At 68.5% G+C, this 17,375-nt stretch carries 13 protein-coding genes and 1 pseudogene; 9 read left to right on the forward strand and 5 right to left on the reverse strand.

Annotated elements, in window-relative coordinates; translation table 11 throughout:
• Nucleotides 1-199: 199 nt before the first annotated feature.
• A pseudogene (locus AC1DY5_RS03170) lies at nt 200-358 on the forward strand (cation-transporting P-type ATPase); the annotation flags it as partial.
• Nucleotides 359-690: 332 nt separating this feature from the next.
• Complete coding sequence (locus AC1DY5_RS03175) at nt 691-1,185, forward strand: cation transporting ATPase C-terminal domain-containing protein (RefSeq protein ID WP_478108378.1); 495 nt, start codon at nt 691-693, stop codon at nt 1,183-1,185.
• An 18-nt stretch (nt 1,186-1,203) separates the two neighbouring features.
• On the opposite strand, the gene AC1DY5_RS03180 is transcribed toward AC1DY5_RS03175, so the two are convergent.
• The 5 genes from AC1DY5_RS03180 to AC1DY5_RS03200 are packed head-to-tail and all read right to left on the reverse strand — an operon-like array spanning nt 1,204 to nt 7,023.
• Nucleotides 1,204-2,934, reverse strand: coding sequence for an acetyl/propionyl/methylcrotonyl-CoA carboxylase subunit alpha (locus AC1DY5_RS03180; RefSeq protein WP_478108380.1), 1,731 nt, complete (start codon nt 2,932-2,934; stop codon nt 1,204-1,206).
• Complete coding sequence (locus AC1DY5_RS03185) at nt 2,931-4,541, reverse strand: 5-oxoprolinase subunit B/C family protein (protein ID WP_478108453.1); 1,611 nt, start codon at nt 4,539-4,541, stop codon at nt 2,931-2,933. The genes AC1DY5_RS03180 and AC1DY5_RS03185 overlap by 4 nt, the downstream gene beginning before the upstream one ends.
• Nucleotides 4,541-5,323 carry a LamB/YcsF family protein gene (locus AC1DY5_RS03190; protein WP_478108383.1) on the reverse strand — a complete coding sequence of 261 codons (783 nt, stop codon included), beginning with the start codon at nt 5,321-5,323 and terminating at the stop codon, nt 4,541-4,543. Before AC1DY5_RS03190 ends, AC1DY5_RS03185 begins: the two co-directional genes overlap by 1 nt.
• A 9-nt stretch (nt 5,324-5,332) precedes the next feature.
• On the reverse strand, nt 5,333-6,289 hold the full coding sequence (locus AC1DY5_RS03195; protein ID WP_478108387.1) for a DUF979 domain-containing protein: 957 nt from the start codon (nt 6,287-6,289) through the stop codon (nt 5,333-5,335).
• A gap of 2 nt (nt 6,290-6,291) precedes the next feature.
• The gene (locus AC1DY5_RS03200; RefSeq protein ID WP_478108389.1) at nt 6,292-7,023 is read right to left on the reverse strand and encodes a DUF969 domain-containing protein; all 732 of its coding nucleotides are present in this window, start codon (nt 7,021-7,023) and stop codon (nt 6,292-6,294) included.
• 188 nt (nt 7,024-7,211) lie between these two features.
• Here AC1DY5_RS03200 and AC1DY5_RS03205 point away from each other — a divergent pair, with 188 nt between their 5' ends.
• The 7 genes from AC1DY5_RS03205 to AC1DY5_RS03235 all read left to right on the forward strand — a co-directional run bounded on the left by AC1DY5_RS03205 (nt 7,212) and on the right by AC1DY5_RS03235 (nt 17,351).
• On the forward strand, nt 7,212-7,919 hold the full coding sequence (locus AC1DY5_RS03205) for a GntR family transcriptional regulator (RefSeq protein WP_478108392.1): 708 nt from the start codon (nt 7,212-7,214) through the stop codon (nt 7,917-7,919).
• A 70-nt stretch (nt 7,920-7,989) separates the two neighbouring features.
• Complete coding sequence (locus AC1DY5_RS03210) at nt 7,990-10,884, forward strand: adenosylcobalamin-dependent ribonucleoside-diphosphate reductase (protein WP_478108394.1); 2,895 nt, start codon at nt 7,990-7,992, stop codon at nt 10,882-10,884.
• A gap of 108 nt (nt 10,885-10,992) precedes the next feature.
• Entirely contained in the window at nt 10,993-11,541 is a 549-nt protein-coding gene (locus tag AC1DY5_RS03215) for a hemerythrin domain-containing protein (protein ID WP_478108397.1), read from the forward strand.
• A 166-nt stretch (nt 11,542-11,707) separates the two neighbouring features.
• On the forward strand, nt 11,708-13,570 hold the full coding sequence (locus tag AC1DY5_RS03220) for a type IV pili methyl-accepting chemotaxis transducer N-terminal domain-containing protein (protein WP_478108401.1): 1,863 nt from the start codon (nt 11,708-11,710) through the stop codon (nt 13,568-13,570).
• On the forward strand, nt 13,567-14,250 hold the full coding sequence (locus AC1DY5_RS03225; protein WP_478108455.1) for a response regulator: 684 nt from the start codon (nt 13,567-13,569) through the stop codon (nt 14,248-14,250). The genes AC1DY5_RS03220 and AC1DY5_RS03225 overlap by 4 nt, the downstream gene beginning before the upstream one ends.
• A 164-nt stretch (nt 14,251-14,414) precedes the next feature.
• Complete coding sequence (locus AC1DY5_RS03230; RefSeq protein ID WP_478108404.1) at nt 14,415-15,671, forward strand: MFS transporter; 1,257 nt, start codon at nt 14,415-14,417, stop codon at nt 15,669-15,671.
• Nucleotides 15,672-15,698: 27 nt separating this feature from the next.
• Nucleotides 15,699-17,351, forward strand: a complete 1,653-nt coding sequence (locus AC1DY5_RS03235; RefSeq protein ID WP_478108406.1) for an MFS transporter — start codon at nt 15,699-15,701, stop codon at nt 17,349-17,351.
• Nucleotides 17,352-17,375: the final 24 nt, after the last annotated feature.

The raw sequence follows: 17,375 nt of genomic DNA on the forward strand, positions 1-17,375 counted from the left end.
GGCGGGGGTGGCCCGGGCGGCGGTGGCGGCGGCCCCGGTGGCGGGGGCGGTCCCGGCGGTGCGGGCCCCGGGCGATAGCGAACGTTGCCGAGCCCTGTTTGCGCCAGCGCAAATCAGGCGCTGAAGCCTGGGCGCACACTGCACGCGGCTCGGCAGGGGATTCCGTGCCGCATGTCGACTTCGCGCCGCCCCTGCGCTGATGACCCAGCCCCTCACGACCCCGTCCCCCGCAACTTGGTGGCTCGATGCCACGCCACCCGATGCCAAGGGACTTTCGTCAACGCAGGCCCAGGAAGCGCTGGCACGTTGCGGCCCCAACAACTTCGAGGCCGCGAAGAAGCGCCCGCTGGCCCTGCAGTTCGCGGCGCGCTTTCGCAACCCGCTCGTGCTGGTGCTGCTCGCCGCCAGCGCCGTCTCGGCGGCGCCCGGCGACGTGGCCAACTTCGTCATCATCATGGCGATGGTGCTGCTGAGCGTGATACTGGATTTCGTCCAGGAGCATCGCGCCAGCCGCGCCGCGGAGAAGACTACGCGAATCGGTGGCGCTGCGCGCGAACGTCATCCGGGATGGCCGCGCCCAGGACATTCCAGTGGCGGCCCTCGTGCCCAGCGATATCGTCCTGCTCTCCGCAGGCGACCGCGTGCCGGCCGACGGCCGAGTGCTGGAAGCGCGCGATTTCTTCATCAACCATGGCGGGGATTCCCCTCGACCGGGTCAATGCCGAGGACCTGCACCGACCGCGCACGCTGGACATCGGATTCATCTTCGGGCTGATCAGTTCGGCCTTCGACGCACTGACCTTCTGGCTCCTGCTTCGGATCCTGCATGCGGATGTCGGCCTGTTTCGCACCGGCTGGTTCGTCGAGTCGCTTGTGACTCAGGTGCTGGTGATCTTCGTCAACCGCACGCGGGGAAGACCGTGGGCCAGCCGACCCAGCGCCATGCTGAGCGCGGCGTCGCTGGCGATCGTGGCCGTGGCCCTGGTGCTGCCCTACACCGCGGTGGGCCGGCTGTTCGACTTCGTGCCGCTGCCCGCGGCCTTTCTCGCCTGGCTGGCGGGCATGGTGGCGGCCTACCTGGTCCTGGTCGAGGCCGCCAAGCGATTCTTCCCCGGGCACTTGACGAGCCGCCCCCGGCGCCGGGCGCCTCGCGAAGCACAACCGGACGCCCGGCCCGCTCGTTGAAGTCGTCGTGAGCGCGCTTCAGTGGATCAGCGCGACCGCCACGCCCGCGGCGACGTAGTCGCCCTGTGCGGACTTGAGGGCGATGCGCCCGGCGCGGTGCGCCGTCACCTGCATCTCCATCTTCATGGCTTCCATGGATCCGATCGTGTCGCCCTTCTCGACGCTGTCGCCGTCGGCCACCTTCCACGCCTGGAGCGTGCCGGCAATCGGTGCCGGAACGCTGGCGGGGTCCGCCGCGACCGGGGCATCGACGGCCTCGGGCGACTGGCCGCTACCCGAGGCCTGCAGCCCGCGCAGCAGGTCGGCCGGCAGGCCCAGCGCCATCCGGCGGCCGTCGATCTCCAGCGCCGTGCGCACCAGCGCGAGCTCCGCCAGCGGCTCGGGCCGCACCGCCGCGGCAAGGGTGTTCGCAAAATCGGTCTCGATCCAGCGGGTGTGGACCTTGAAGGCATTGGCGGACACGAAGTCGGCGTGCTCCATCACCGCGCGATGGAACGGGAGCACCGAGGGCACGCCTTCGATGCGGAACTCCCTGAGCGCACGGCGGGCGCGGGCGATGGCTTGCTCTCGGGTGGCGCCGGTGACGATGAGCTTGGCCATCAGCGAATCGAAGGTGCCCGGCACCGTCGATCCCGATTGTACGCCCGTGTCGACGCGCACGCCGGGGCCCGAGGGCGCTTCGAACAGGTGCACCGGGCCGGGCGCCGGCAGGAAGCCGCGGCCGACGTCCTCGGCGTTGATCCGGAACTCGAAGGCATGGCCGCGCGGCGACGGCGTCTCGCTGATCGACAGCGGAAGGCCGTCGGCAATGCGCAGCTGTTCGACCACCAAGTCGATGCCCGCGGTCTCCTCGGTCACCGGATGCTCCACCTGCAGGCGGGTGTTGACCTCGAGGAAGGAGATTGTTCCCGAGGGGCTCAGCAGGAACTCGACCGTTCCGGCGCCGACATAGCCGGCGCGCGCACAGACATCGCGCGCCGCCTGGTGGATGCGCTCGCGCTGGGCGTCGCTGAGGAACGGTGCCGGTGCCTCTTCCACTAGCTTCTGGTTGCGCCGCTGCAGCGAGCAGTCCCGCGTGCCGAGCACCACCACGTGCCCGTGCGTGTCGGCGATGACCTGCGCCTCGACATGGCGCGGACGGTCGAGGAACTGCTCGACGAAGCACTCGCCGCGTCCGAAGGCGGTGACCGCCTCGCGCACGGCCGATTCGTAGAGGTCGGCGACCTCGTCGAGGCGCCACGCGACCTTGAGCCCGCGACCGCCGCCGCCGAAGGCCGCCTTGATGGCGATCGGCAGGCCGTTCTTTTCCGCGAAGGCCACGACCTCCTGCGCGTCGCGCGCGGGCTCCGAGGTGCCGGCGACCAGCGGCGCGCCGACCTGAAGCGCGATCTTGCGGGCCTGCACCTTGTCTCCGAGCGCTTCGATGGCCGCGGGCGGCGGCCCGATCCAGGTCAGCCCGGCGTCAATCACGGCCTGCGCGAAGCGCGCGCTCTCCGACAGGAAGCCATAGCCCGGGTGCACCGCGTCGGCGCCGCAGCGCGCCGCCACGGTCAACAGCTTGTCGATGTTCAGGTAGGTGTCGGCCGGCCGCTGGCCGTCGAGGCCCCAGGCCTCGTCGGCCATGCGCGCATGCAGCGCGTCGAGGTCGGCATCGGCGTACACGGCGACCGACTGGACGCCGTAGTCGGCACAGGCGCGCACGATGCGCACGGCGATTTCGCCGCGATTGGCGATCAGGACTTTTTTCATGGTGTGTCTCGCGGGACGGTACGGGTGGACGGATTGAAGGCGCGGATCGGGTTGAAGCGCACGCTGGCGCCGATCGGGATCTGCCCGGCGCGATCGCGGTGGTACGGGGCCACGGTGCCGATCACCGGGTAGCCGCCGGTCAACGGATGGTCGGCCAGGAACAGCACCGGCTGGCCGCTCGGCGGCACCTGGATGGCGCCCAGCGCCGTGCCTTCGCTCGGCAGCTCGCCGGGATTGGCACGGGCCAGCGGCTGTTCGCCCGCCAGGCGCAGTCCGACGCGATTGGACTGCGGCGTCACGGTCCACGACTGGCTCGCGAACAGCGCGATCGCCTCGGGCGTGAACCAGTCGGTGCGCGGGCCCATCACGACGTCGAGCACGACGACGCCCCCGGCGGTGGGCAGCTCGGCGGGTGCCGGTTCGGGCCCGCCGACCACGGCGCCGCCGGTGACCGGTCGCAGGCCCAGCACATCGCCGGCCTGGACCGGCGGGGGACCGACGTGGGCCAGCGTGTCGGTCGAGCAGCTGCGAAGCACCGGCGCCACGGCGAACCCGCCGCGCACCGCGAGGTACGAGCGGATGCCGGCGACCGGCTCGCCCAGCGTCACGGTGTCGCCGTCTGCCAGCGCCACGGCTTCGTAGCGGGGCAGCTTCAGCGTTGCGCCGGCAGCGGTCACGAGTCGACCCGGTGCGTCGGCACCGGTGAAGGCCACCACGGCCTCGCCGCGGCAGACGAACCGGAAGCCGCCATAGACAAGTTCCAGGCAGGCCGCGCCGGCGGGATTGCCGACCAGCCGGTTGGCTGCGCGCAAGGCACCCGGGTCCATCGCGCCCGAGGCCGACACGCCCTGCCCGGCCTGGCCATGGCGGCCCAGGTCCTGGAACAGGGCCAGCAGGCCGGTGGCCAGCACCTGCAGCGCGGCGGCGCCAGGCTCGACAGCGACGGTCGGTTCGGCCGGCGCGATTGGCGGCGTCGGCGGGGCCGGCAAGCGCCGGCCGGAGACGTCGACGAAGCGCACCTTGAAGCCCGGCTGCAGCAGCGCCGGCACCTCGCGGCCCAGGTCCCACATCGGCGTCGCGGTCACGCCGATGATCTGCCAGCCGCCCGGGCTGGCCTGCGGATAGACGCCGCTGAACGGGCCCGCAAGCCCGACGGCGCCGGCCGGGATGCGCGTGCGCGGCGTGCGGCGGCGCGGGACGTCGAGGCTCGGATGTCCGCCGCTCAGATAGGCGAAGCCCGGCGCGAAGCCGGTGAAGGCGACGGTGTAGTCGCTGCCGGTGTGGCGGCGGATCAGCTCCTCGCGCGAGATCCCCAGCATCTGCGCCACCTCGTCGAGGTCCTCGCCCTGGTAGTCGACGGGAATCTCGATGCGCGTGGCTGCGCGCGCCACCGGCGTCTGCAGGCTGCGGCCGCCGATGCGCTCGACGAGGTCCTCGTGTGACACCGCCGTGGGGCGGAAGCGAACCAGGATCGTGCGCGCCGCGGGCACCAGTTCCTCGATGCCGGCGATGGGCTCGGCCTGCAGCGATGCGAGCAGGGCCAGGGTCTGCGCCAGGTCGTCGAGCTCGACCAGGAGCGCATCCAGGTTGACGGGCAGGAATCGCATCATCGCGTCGCGCCTCCGACCGGGGCATCGGCGAACGGGCGAATGGCCACGCCCGAGCGTTCGAGCAGGCTTCGCACCTGCCGCGCCATTTCGACGGCGCCGGGGCTGTCGCCATGGACGCAGATCGAATCGGCCTCGATGCGCACGATGCTGCCGTCGATGGCCTCGACCACGCCCTCGGTCGCGAGGCGCAGCATCCGCGCCGCCACCTCCTGCGGATCGTGCAGCACGGCGCCCTTCTCGCGGCGCGACACCAGCGATCCGTCCGGCATGTAGGCGCGGTCGGCAAAGGCTTCGGCAACGATGCGAAGCCCGCTGGTCGCGGCCCAGCCGAGCAGCGGCGAGCCGGCCAGGCCGACCAGCGCCAGCCCGGGATCGATCGCGCGGATGGCGGCGATGACGTCGCGCGCCTGGCGCTGGTCGTGCGCGATGGTGTTGTAGAGCGCGCCATGCGGCTTGACGTAGCGCACCGTCGTTCCCGCGGCCGTCGCCAGGCCCTTGAGCGCACCGATCTGGTAGATCACGTCGGCCACCAGGTCGGCGCTGGCGACGTCCATGTTGCGGCGGCCGAAGCCGGCCAGGTCGGGGTAGGCCACGTGGGCGCCGACCACCACGCCGAGCGCCTGTGCACGGCGCAGCGTCTGCAGGATGCCGGCGGCGTCGCCGGCATGGAAGCCGCAGGCCACGTTGGCGCTGCTCACGATGCCGAGCATCGCCTCGTCGTCGCCCATGTGCCAGGCGCCCAGGCTCTCGCCGAGGTCGCTGTTGAGGTCCATCTTCATCGAGGCGCCTCAGCGGAACATCAGGAAGTACAACAAGAACACGTTGCAGGTCAGCAGCGTGAGCGCGGTCGGCACCTGGGCGCGGATCACGGCGTTCTTGTCGGGCAGTTCCAGCAACGCCGCGGGCACGATGTTGAAGTTGGCGGCCATCGGCGTCAGCAGCGTGCCGCAGTAGCCCGAGAGCATGCCGATGGCGGCCATCACCGCCGGGTTGCCGTGGTACATGCCGACCAGGATCGGCACGCCGACGCCGCCGGTCATCACCGGGAAGGCCGCGAAGCCGTTGCCCATGATGACGGTGAACAGCGCCATGCCGACCACGTACACGACGACGGCGAAGAAGCGCACGTCCATGTTGATGTAGCTGGTGGTGATGTGGGCCACGGCCTTGCCGACGCCGGCGTCGGAGAACACCAGCCCCAGCATGCCGAGCATCTGCGGCAGCACCAGCGCCCAGCCGAGCGCATCGGTGAGGCGGCGCGATTCGCGGATGCCCTGCACCGGCGTTTCCTTGGTGAGCAGGCAGGCCAGGCCGAGCGCGAAGAGGCAGCCGATGCCCAGGCTCACCAGCGTAGTGTTCTTTGGGTCGAGCAGGGGCGTGCCGCCGAACACGAGGTACTTGGCCGACAGGGTGCCGACCATCGTGACCAGCGGGATCGCCAGCGCCGGAATGAACAGCTTGTTGCCCAGACGCTTGGCGCTGGCCGCGTAGTCGGCCGCGCTGCGATCACTCTGGCGGCCGACGCCGACACCGCCAAAGGCGGCAATCAGCGCCATGACCACGACGCCGACGCCGACCCAGACCGGCGGCAGCTGGTCGCCGACCAGGAACACCAGTGAATAGAGGCCCCAGAAGAAGGCGCTCGAATAGCGCTTCGGATGCTGGCGGTCCCTGAGCGTCATCAGCGCGGTTATGGCGAGGATGGCGCCGACCAGATAGTAGAGGTGAACGATCGAGAGCGTCATGATCAGGCGCCCTTCACGGCGACGGCGCCATTAGCGGCGGGCGCATCGGCGCCGAGTTCGCGCGCCAGCATCCGGTCGAGCCGGCGCAGCCGCCAGGCATGGATCAGGAAGGCACAGGTGGCGGTCGGGATGCCCCACAGCGCGACGTGGATCGGCTCGACGTCGACGCCGGCCTCGCGCAGGAAGGTGGTCATGAGCACGATGGCACCGAAGGCCACGAAGATGTCTTCGCCGAAGAACAGGCCGACGTTGTCGGTCGCCGCGGCGTAGGCGCGCAGCTTGTGGCGGATGCGGTCCGGCAGCTTGCCGTAGCGCGCCTCGGCCGCGCCCTCGGCCATCGGGGCCAGCAGCGGCCGCACCATCTGCGGGTGTCCGCCCAGGCTGGTGAGGCCGATCGCGGCCGTCAGCTGCCGGGCTCCCAGGTAGACGATCAGCAGGCGGCCGACCGTTGCCGACTTGATCGTGCTGATCCAGTTCTGTGCATGCTGGCGCAGCCCGTGCCGCTCCAGCAGCCCGATCACCGCCAGCGGCAGCAGAATGATCAGCGGAAGGTTGCGCGTCTTGATGAAACCGGTGCCGATGGTCGCCAGGATCTTGTCGACTGGAAAGTTCGCGGCTAAGGCGGTGACGATGGCGGTCACGATCACGACCAGCATCGGATTGAAGCGCAGGATGAACCCCGCAATGATGACGGCGACCCCGAGCAGGGGCCACAGGTTGATGTCGGTGGGCAAGGCAGTTACTCCTGAAGAAAGGGTGGCTGGCTCAACAGAAGGAATATTCGATTGAGTCAAAGGCAATTGATTGTTGAACAATTCATTGAAAATTGCTCGCAAGTTGTATGCCAATTTCTAGGTAAAAACCCGAGTCTTGTTGAGCAATGAAACGCGGATCGGGCGAGCGATCTGTTACAACCGGGCCGATGAGCCTTGCCACGCCCCCTTCTCCCGCCATCCAGACGCTCAGCGAGCGTGTGGCCGAGCAGCTGCGCCTGAAGATCACCCAGGGTGAGTTCTCACCGGGCCAGCGGCTGTCGGAGCAGATCCTGAGCGACAGCCTGGGCATTTCGCGCAACACGCTGCGCGAGGTGTTCCGCATGCTGACCAAGGACGGCCTGGTCAAGCACGCGCCCAATCGCGGGGTGTTCGTGGCTATCCCCAGCATCGCGTCGATCATCGACATCTACCGGGTGCGCCGGCTGATCGAGTGCCAGGCGCTGGCGCAGGCCTACCCGCGCCATCCGGCCAAGAAGAAGATGCGCGAGGCGGTCGAGACCTCGCTGCGCTGCCGGGCCGAGGGCGACTGGCTGGGCGTGGGCACCGCGAACATGGCCTTCCACATGGCCATCGTCGAACTGGCCGACAGCGAGCGGCTCAATCACCTGTTCGCACCGGTGCTGGCCGAGCTGCGGCTGGCCTTCGGGCTGCTGCGCGATCCCGAGTTCCTGCACGCCCCCTACGTCGACATGAACGTCAAGATTCTGGAACTGGCCGAAGCCGGCGACTACGCGAGCGCCGCCGCCGCGCTCAACGACTACCTCGTGCACTCCGAGCGCATCGTGCTGGCGGTCTATGCGAGGCACATCAGCGACGCCGGCTGGGAGAACGGGACTCCGGCGAATCGCCCGTAGGCGCGGCCATCTGGACGAACGCCCGGGAGGCAACGCATGATGTGACTCCGTGCTTCCGGACCCGTGGCCCATGACGACAACCGATGCCCTGAAGACCCCGCCGTCGACCCCGGCACTCCCCGCCCAGCGGATCAGCCAGGAGCTGCTGCTCGAGAAGTACGCCAAGAATGGCGAGCGGAGCATCGACGACGTCGGTCGCCGGGTGGCTCGGGCGCTGGCGCAGGCTGAGAAGCCCGAGCTTCGCGCCCTCTGGGAGCCGCGCTTCCTGCAGGCGCTGCAGGACGGATTCCTGCCTGCAGGACGCATCCAGTCGGCGGCCGGAACCGACTTGTCCGCGACCCTGATCAACTGCTTCGTGCAGCCAGTGGGCGACTCCATCTCCGCCGAGGAGGACGGCCATCCGGGCATCTACGTGGCGCTGACCGAGGCCGCCGAGACCATGCGCCGCGGCGGTGGCGTGGGCTATGACTTTTCGCGCATCCGGCCGCGCGGCGCCTGGGTCGCCAGCACCCGATCGAACGCATCGGGGCCGGTGTCGTACATGCGCGTGTTCGACCGTTCCTGCGAGACCGTCGAGTCGGCGGGCGCGCGGCGCGGGGCGCAGATGGGTGTGTTGCGCTGCGACCACCCCGACATCGAGGAGTTCGTCCATGCCAAGGACCAGGGCGACCTGGCCAACTTCAACATCTCGGTCGGCGTGACCCATGCCTTCATGCAGGCCGTGCAGGACGACAAGCCCTTCGAACTGGTCCATCGGGCGGCACCCGGACCGCGGCTTCGGGCCGGCGGCGCCCGCCAGCGCGAAGATGGCCTGTGGGTCTATCGGACGCTGCGCGCCCGTGATCTGTGGGATCAGATCATGCGCTCGACCTACGACCATGCCGAGCCCGGCGTGCTGTTCCTCGATCGCATCAACGAGGACAACAACCTGTCCTATTGCGAGACCCTGGCGGCCACCAATCCTTGCGGTGAGCAGCCGCTGCCGGCCTACGGCTGCTGCTGCCTCGGCTCGATCGACCTGACGCGCCTGGTGCGCGCGCCCTTCGAGCCCGAGGCGCGCTTCGACGAGGAGGCCTTCGCGCGGCTGGCGGCGGTGGCGGTCCGGATGCTCGACAACGTGCTGGAGATCAGCTGCTGGCCGCTGGAGCGCCAGCACGCGGAAGCCCGCAGCAAGCGGCGCATCGGCCTCGGCTTCACCGGGCTGGGGGATGCGCTGGCGATGCTGAACCTGCGCTACGACAGCGCCGCCGGCCGCGAAGCCGCGCGCCGCATCGCCGAAGTCCTGCGCGACGCCGCCTACACGGCGTCGACCGATCTGGCGGCCGAGCGCGGTGCCTTTCCGCTCTTCAACGCCGACCTCTACCTGAGCCGCGGCACCTTCGCGTCGCGGCTGCCGGCCCCGCTCGTCGCGCGCATCCGGGCGGGCGGAATCCGCAACTCGCACCTGCTGTCGATCGCGCCCACCGGCACCATCAGCCTGGCCTTCGCCGACAACGCGAGCAATGGGATCGAGCCGGCCTTCTCCTGGACCTACACCCGGCGCAAGCGGACGCCCGAAGGCAGCTGGGAAGAGCACGTGGTCGAGGACCATGCATGGCGCCTGTTTCGGCAGCTGAAGGGCGCGGATGCGCCGCTGCCCCCGGCCTTCGTGACCGCGCTGCAGATGAGCGCCCAGGCCCACGTGGAGATGGTCTCCGCGGTGGCGCCGCTGGTCGACACCGCCATTTCGAAGACGGTCAACGTGCCGGCCGACTACCCCTACGCGGACTTCAAGGACCTGTACCTGCGGGCCTGGCGGTCGGGGCTCAAGGGATTGGCCACCTACCGGCCCAACGCCGTGCTCGGCGCCGTCCTGAGCCCCCAGGGCGGCCCGCTCGCGCAGGAGCCCATGACGGTCGATGCCGGCCCGTTGAACGCGCGCCTGATCCTCGAGCGCATGCCGCGGCCGGTGCTGGCGTCGCTGCGCTGGCCCGGGCGTCCGGAGCTGCCGGCGGGCAACCCCGCCTGGTCGTACATGGTCCGCCACCCGCATGGCGAATTCGCACTCTTCGTCGGCGAGTTGCCGGAGGGCGGCAAGCCGGCACCGTTCGAAGTCTGGGTCAATGGCGTCGAGCAACCGCGCGGCCTCGGTGCGCTGGCCAAGACGCTGTCGATGGACCTTCGCGCGAAGGATCCGACCTGGATGCGGCTCAAGCTGGACGTGCTGGCCACGGTGCAGGAAGAACGCTCGTTCGAGATGCCCTTCCCGCCGCACGGGGAAATGCGCCAGTTTCCCGGCGTCGTCGCGGCTACGGCGGCGGTGATCCGCTGGCGCTGCGAGCAGCTGGGGCTGTGGCAGGACGAGGCGGACTCGCCGAGCCCCGTGATCGATGCGCTGTTCAGCCGCGGCGAGCCGCAGACCGGCCCGAACGGAACATTGGCCTGGGCGGTCGACATCCACAATCCGGCGAGCGACGAGACCTTCACGCCGACGCTCAAGGAGGTCTGGCTGCCGGACGGCCAAGGCGGGCGCGTCACCCGGCCCTGCGCCATGGGACTCTCCGGCAACTACCCGAAGGCGCTGGATGGACTGGCCCGTGTGCTGTCGCTCGACATGCGCGTGCTCGATCCGGCGTGGATCGGCATGAAGCTGCGCAAGCTCCTCAACTACGCCGAGCCGCTGGGCCATTTCATGGCCCCCGTGCCGGGCCTGCCGAGCGGCCGTCAGCGCCAGCAGGTCTGGCCGTCGACGGTCGCCTACATGGCACGGCTCATCATCCACCGCTACGCGATGCTGGGCGTGCTGGACGCCAAGGGCTACCCGGTGCAGGCAATGGGCATCCTGCAGGCGCCCGCGCAGGCCTCCGACCAGCCCGCGCCGATGCCGGGCGCCCGCTGCCCGGAGTGCGGCAACGCCACGATGATCCTCAAGGACGGCTGCGACTTCTGCACGGCCTGCGGCCACCTGGGCGGCTGCGGCCACTGAGGACCTTATCCAGCCGCGCGATAGATTTTCTATCCTGCCCGCGAGACTCGGGCCCAGCAACATGCTAGATTGAGCGTCGGCGCACACAGCGACCGAAGGGGGCCCGGCATGCTGGCATCAGAATGCACATGGATCGTCCTGCGAGCAGAGCACGCCCGCATCCGCGAGTTGCTCGATCAGATCCGCGCGGCATTGAACGCCGATGACTGGAAACGTCATCAAAGACCCGCCGCGCTCCTCGAACTCATCGACCGCCTCCAGACCTTCGACGAGACGACGCACCGGCCGAAAGGCACGGTTCTGCTCGACATCCTGCGCGGCAGGTCCCGGGAGGCCGACGAACTGCTGGACGGACTCGAACTCGAAAGCAAGCACTGCGACGCCTTGCTCGCCCAGACCAAGGCCGCGCTGGGCCTGGTCGAATCGGGGGATGCGGAGGCCATCGATGCGGTTGAAGCCCTGCTGTCCGAGCATTCCCGATTGATGTATGCCCACCTGGATCGGGAGGACACGCTGTTGCACCTTCAGATGGATCTCCTGCTCACGCGCGAGGAGTGGGCGACCGTGGTGTCGGCGATGTCGGCCGCGATGAGCACGGCCAAGGGCGCCGACAGCGGGCCGCGGACAACGAATCCCTTCGATCACGATACGCTGTAAACCCGAAGCCCGGTCGCCGAAGTCGGGCGCCGGTCTTTGATCTGCCTCAACCGAAGCGCGCGACTGCCAGGCTATCCTGAGCCGCATTGCTTGCGAATGGAGGCGACATGGGAATTGCACGAGCGACACGCTCGCACATCCGGTTCGGAATGATCGCGTCGCGGGCATGACCTCGAGCCGTCAGTGGTCCCTTGGCGCCAAGCTGGGCCTGGCCGCGGCGCCCTTTCTCTTCGTGGCGATGTGCTCGATCGGCGCCCTGCTATGGATGTCGTGGCAGATCGAGGGGGGCGCAGCATCCGTCAACGAGGCGGGACGCATGCGCATGCAGGCCTACCGCATGGCGCTGTCGGCCGGGACCAGCGACACGCAGGCGCTGCCGGGACAGCTCGCCGAATTCGATCGGGCCATTCAGTTGCTGCGGCTCGGTGATCCCGAGCGGCCCTTGTTCGTGCCATGGGACGACCAGGTGCGCCTGCGCTTCGCGGAGGTCGAGCACGAGTGGGCCGGGTTCCGCCCTCATCTGGCCGACCCGCCCGGACCCGAGGCCGCGCGAGCGCTGGGCCGGAACGCCGCGGATTTCACCTCCCACATCGACATGTTCGTGGCGGCCATCGAGTCCCATCTGTCGCGCTGGACGTCGATCATGCACCTGCTTCAGGTCGCAATGCTGGGCATGGCGATGATCGGCGCCGCCACCCTGGTCCATGCGGGATACCGCTTCATCCTCGAGCCGGTGGGACTGCTCAAGCAAGCGATCCAACGGATCCAGGCCGGCGACTTCGGCGCTCGCGTGGAGTGCGCCACAACGGACGAGTTCGGCACGCTGGGCGCGGGCTTCAACAACATGGCCGGGCAGCTGCAATCGATGTACCGAAACCTCGAGAGCCGCGTGCAGGAGAAGACCGCACAGTTGGAGGAGGAGCGCGAACGGCTGGAGAGCCTCTACGAGATCACCACGCTGGTCAACAAGGCCACCACGCTCGACGAGGTGGCGCAGGGTTTCACGCGTGAGTTCGCGCGCATCGCCCGGGCCGACGGCGTGGCCTTGCGCTGGTCCGACGAAACAAACAGCCGCTACCTCATGCTCGCCTCGCAAGGACTGCCGACGGCCATGGTCGAGGCCGAGCGTTGCGTGAAGGCGGACGAGTGCCATTGCGGCTCGCCGGCCGCGCCCCCGGGTGCCCGCGTGATTCCGATCCGGGCCATGGCGCCGGCGCGCATGCGCCATTGCGCACAGGCGGGCTTCGAGACGGTGGTGGCCGTCCCGATCCGGCTGCACGACCGGCAGATGGGAGAGGTCGACCTCTTCTTCCATGCGCGGGTGGCCGTCTCCGAGGCCGAGCGCTCGCTCTTCGAATCCCTGACGGTCCATCTTGCGGGCGCCATGGAGAACCTCAGGCTCAATGCCCTCGGCCTCGAGGCGGCGATCTCGGAGGAGCGCGGCTTCCTGGCGCGCGAGCTGCACGACTCCATCGCACAGGCGCTTGCCTTCCTGAAGATCCAGGTGCAGCTGATGCGGGATTCGATGGCCAGCGGCGATGAACGGCAGGCGCGGCACGTGCTGGACGAGATCGATGTCGGCGTGCGCGAATGCTATGGGGATGTCCGTGAGCTGCTCGTCCACTTCCGCACCCGGGCCAATGCCGAAGACATCGAGCCCGCGCTGATGACGACGCTGCGCAAGTTCGAGCACCAGACCGGCCTGAAGGCCAAGCTCCAGATGCTGGGCCAGGGCATGCCGCTGGAGCCGGCGACGCAGATCCAGGTGCTGCACATCGTGCAGGAGGCGCTCTCCAATATCCGCAAGCATGCACGCGCCTCCCACGTCTGGCTCGATGTCCAGCAGCAGCCGCAATGGCGGCTGGAGGTGCGGGACAATGGCCGAGGCTTCTCGACCGAAGCCGGCGCCGTCGACGAAACACACGTCGGCCTCCGCATCATGACCGAGCGTGCGGAACGCCTGGGCGCCAGCCTAGAGGTATCTTCGAGACTCGGCCACGGCAGTTCCGTGGTCCTGACCTTGCCCTGAACACCTTGACCGCCAAAATCCGAATCCTGGTCGTCGACGACCATACGCTTTTCCGTCGCGGCCTCACCGCGCTGCTGCAGCGGGATGCCGAGTTCGAGATCGTCGGCGACGCCGCCGATGCCGGCGAGGCTCAGCGGCGCGCGCAGGCCTTGCAGCCCGACGTGATCCTGCTCGACAACCATCTGCCCGGTGTCACCGGCGTCGATGCGTTGCCGGCCCTGCGCGAGGCCGCACCGACGGCGCGCGTGCTGATGCTGACCGTGAGCGAAGACGCCGACGACCTCGCCGGCGCACTGCGCGGCGGTGCCTGCGGCTACCTGCTGAAGACGGTGGAGGGCGACGTGCTGTCGGCGGCCATCCGGCGCGCCATGCGCGGCGAGAGCGTGATCGCGCAAGAGATGACCAGCAAGCTGGTGGATGCCTACCGGATCGCGGCCGCGCCGCGCCCGGCGGCACTCGCCGAGCCGGAGGCGCCGGCTTCCGCCGTCGATTCGCTGTCGCCGCGCGAGCAGGAGATCCTCGGCAAGATCGCCCGCGGCCAGGGCAACAAGGAGATCGCCCGCGCGCTCGGCATCGCCGAGACCACCGTGAAGATCCACGTGCAGCACATCCTACGCAAGCTCGACGTGAGCTCGCGCGTGCAGGCCGCGGTTATCGCAGTCGAGCGCGGCCTGGCTTGATCCAGCGCAAGCGCTGCGCATTCACCTGCGTCGGTAGTTCTTCATGACGATGCGGCGCGTGCGCCGCATCGTCACTGTGCCTCGGGCCGGCAGTACCTCCGGAGGATGCCGCCGCAGGCCTCCGAACTCTAGAGTCCTCTCATGCACAACGAGCGGACGCGACAATGAGCAAGAAGAGCCAGGCCCTGGCAGTCCTGATGGTCAGCACACTGGCATTCACCGTGTGCTTCATGGTGTGGATGATGTTCGGCGTGATCGGCATTCCGATCAAGAAGACGCTGGGCCTCAATGCCACCGAGTTCGGCCTGCTGACCGCCATGCCGGTGCTGGCCGGATCGCTGGTCCGCGTGCCGCTCGGCATCTGGACCGACAAGTACGGCGGCCGCATCGTCATGACGCTGCTGATGGCCGTCACCGTGCCGGCGATCTGGCTCATGAGCTACGCCACCGCCTACTGGCATTTCCTGGTGATTGGCCTGTTCGTGGGACTGGCCGGCGGTTCCTTCTCCGTCGGCACGCCCTATGTCGCACGCTGGTTTCCCAAGAACCAGCAGGGCTTCGCGATGGGCATCTACGGTGCCGGCAACTCGGGCGCGGCCGTCAACAAGTTCGTCGCGCCGGCGCTGGTGGTCGCCTTCGGATGGACCATGGTGCCGCAGGTCTACGCGGCCGTCATGCTCGGCGCGATGATCTTGTTCTGGCTGTTCAGCGCCAGCGATCCTTCGCACCTGGTGCCGAGCAACACCCACTTCGTCGACCAGCTGCGCGCGCTGAAGGACCCGAAGGTCATCAAGTACTGCCAGTACTACAGCATCGTTTTCGGCGGCTATGTCGCGCTGAGCCTCTGGATGGTGCAGTACTACATCGGCGAGTTCGGCCTCGACATCCGCATGGCCGCACTGCTGGCCGCCTGCTTCTCGCTGCCGGGCGGCGTCCTGCGCGCAGTGGGCGGATGGCTCAGCGACCGTTACGGCGCGCACTCGGTCACCTGGTGGGTGATGTGGGTGAGCTGGATCTGCCTGTTCCTGCTGAGCTATCCGCAGACCGACTTCACGGTGACGACCGTGGACGGGCCAAAGACCTTCCACCTCGGCCTGAACGTCCATGCCTTCACCGGCCTGATGTTCCTGCTCGGCATCGCCTTCGCCTTCGGCAAGGCGTCGGTGTTCAAGTACATCGCCGACGACTTCCCGTCGAACATCGGCACCGTCAGCGGCATCGTTGGCCTGGCCGGCGGCCTGGGCGGCTTCGTTCTTCCGATCATGTTCGGCGCGCTGATGGACATCACCGGCATCCGTTCCAGCGCCTTCATGCTGATGTACGGCGTGGTCTGGGTCTCGCTGATCTGGATGTACTGGACCGAGGTGCGCAGCACCGAGGTCATGGGCCGGAACGCACGAGAGTTCAGCCTCAAGGGCTGATCCCACCAACCTCCGCAGGCACCCCTCATGAACAGCACTCCCCTTCCCGGCGCGGCCCCGCGCCCCACCACCGGCACCGACATTCAGGACTGGCGTCCGGAGGACGAGGCCTTCTGGGAATCCACCGGCAAGCGCATCGCCTACCGCAATCTCTGGATCTCGGTCCCCTGCCTGCTGTGCGGCTTCGCGATCTGGGGCATGTGGGGAATCATCACGGTGCAGATGCTGAACCTGGGCTTCCCGTTCAGCCAGGCCGAGCTGTTCTCGCTGACTGCCATCTCGGGCCTGGCCGGCGCGACGATGCGGATCCCGGCCTCGTTCCTGATCCGCCTCGCCGGCGGGCGCAACACTATCTTCCTCACGACCGCGATGCTGCTGGCCCCCGCCATCGGCACCGGCGTCGTGCTGCAGCACAAGGACTGGCCGCTCTGGGCCTTCCAGCTCATGGCCCTGTGGTCGGGAGTGGGCGGCGGCAACTTCGCGAGCTCGATGTCGAACATCAGCACCTTCTTTCCGAAGCGGCTGCAGGGCACAGCCCTGGGGCTCAATGCCGGCCTCGGCAACTTCGGCGTCACCAGCATGCAGATCGTGATCCCGCTGGTCATGACGGTGGGCCTGTTCGGCGCCTTCGGCGGAGAGTCGATGACGCTGGTGAAGGACAGCGGCTGGATCTTCGGGAAGATCCTGGCCGGCACGCCGACCTGGATCCAGAACGCCGGCTTCGCCTGGCTGTTATCCCTGGTTCCGCTGGCAGCCGTGTGCTGGTTCGGCATGAACAACCTGAAGACGGTGTCGCCCGACACCGGCGGCACCATCGTCGCCTTTCTCAAGATTATCTGGCTCTACACGCTGTCCTTCGTGCCGGCAGGCATCGGCTTGTATCTCTACCTGCCGGCGCCGACCGGACTGGGCCTGCTCAACATGTGGGTTGCCATGCCGCTGATCATCGTCGGCACGCTGCTGATGATGAAGGTCACGGCCTTCGGCACGATGGCCGAAGGCGTCGCCAAGCAGTTCGAGATCTTCCGCAACCGCCACACCTGGGCGCTGACGCTGCTCTACATCGTGACCTTCGGATCCTTCATCGGCTTCTCGATGGCGCTGCCGCTGTCAATCACGGTGATCTTCGGCATCAGCCATGTGCCGGATGCGGCGGGCGTGATGCAGCACACGCTGAAGAACCCGAATGCGCCCTCGGCCCTGACTTACGCGTGGATCGGCCCTTTCGTCGGCGCCCTGGTGCGGCCCGTCGGTGGCTGGATCTCCGACCGCATCGGCGGCTCGATCGTCACCCAGATCATCTCGGCAGTGATGGTAGCCGCCTCGGTCGCGGTGGGCTACGTGATGCTGCTGGCCTACCGGTCGCCGGCGCCGGAGCAGTACTTCCTGCTGTTCATGGTGCTGTTCGTGGTGCTTTTCACGGCCAGCGGCATCGGCAACGGCTCGACCTTCCGGACCATCGGCGTGATCTTCGACCGCCAGCAGGCCGGTCCGGTGCTGGGCTGGACCTCGGCCGTGGCCGCCTATGGCGCCTTCGTCGCGCCCGTCGTGATCGGCGCGCAGATCAAGGCCGGCACGCCCGAGATCGCCATGTACGGCTTCGCGATCTTCTACGCCCTCTGCCTCGTCCTCAACTGGTGGTTCTACCTGCGCCCGGCGGCGTACGTGAAGAACCCCTAAGCGCCCTCTTTCCGGAGACATTTC

This window comes from Variovorax sp. P4_D9 (assembly GCF_056401695.1).

Excerpts from the sequence above, each read along its gene's own strand:
- AC1DY5_RS03175 (WP_478108378.1), top strand. The coding sequence starts at position 691 with ATGGCGGGGATTCCCCTCGACCGGGTCAATGCCGAGGACCTGCACCGA.
- AC1DY5_RS03180 (WP_478108380.1), bottom strand. The coding sequence starts at position 2,934 with ATGAAAAAAGTCCTGATCGCCAATCGCGGCGAAATCGCCGTGCGCATC.
- AC1DY5_RS03185 (WP_478108453.1), bottom strand. The coding sequence starts at position 4,541 with ATGCGATTCCTGCCCGTCAACCTGGATGCGCTCCTGGTCGAGCTCGAC.
- AC1DY5_RS03190 (WP_478108383.1), bottom strand. The coding sequence starts at position 5,323 with ATGAAGATGGACCTCAACAGCGACCTCGGCGAGAGCCTGGGCGCCTGG.
- AC1DY5_RS03195 (WP_478108387.1), bottom strand. The coding sequence starts at position 6,289 with ATGACGCTCTCGATCGTTCACCTCTACTATCTGGTCGGCGCCATCCTC.
- AC1DY5_RS03205 (WP_478108392.1), top strand. The coding sequence starts at position 7,212 with ATGAGCCTTGCCACGCCCCCTTCTCCCGCCATCCAGACGCTCAGCGAG.
- AC1DY5_RS03210 (WP_478108394.1), top strand. The coding sequence starts at position 7,990 with ATGACGACAACCGATGCCCTGAAGACCCCGCCGTCGACCCCGGCACTC.
- AC1DY5_RS03215 (WP_478108397.1), top strand. The coding sequence starts at position 10,993 with ATGCTGGCATCAGAATGCACATGGATCGTCCTGCGAGCAGAGCACGCC.
- AC1DY5_RS03220 (WP_478108401.1), top strand. The coding sequence starts at position 11,708 with ATGACCTCGAGCCGTCAGTGGTCCCTTGGCGCCAAGCTGGGCCTGGCC.
- AC1DY5_RS03230 (WP_478108404.1), top strand. The coding sequence starts at position 14,415 with ATGAGCAAGAAGAGCCAGGCCCTGGCAGTCCTGATGGTCAGCACACTG.
- AC1DY5_RS03235 (WP_478108406.1), top strand. The coding sequence starts at position 15,699 with ATGAACAGCACTCCCCTTCCCGGCGCGGCCCCGCGCCCCACCACCGGC.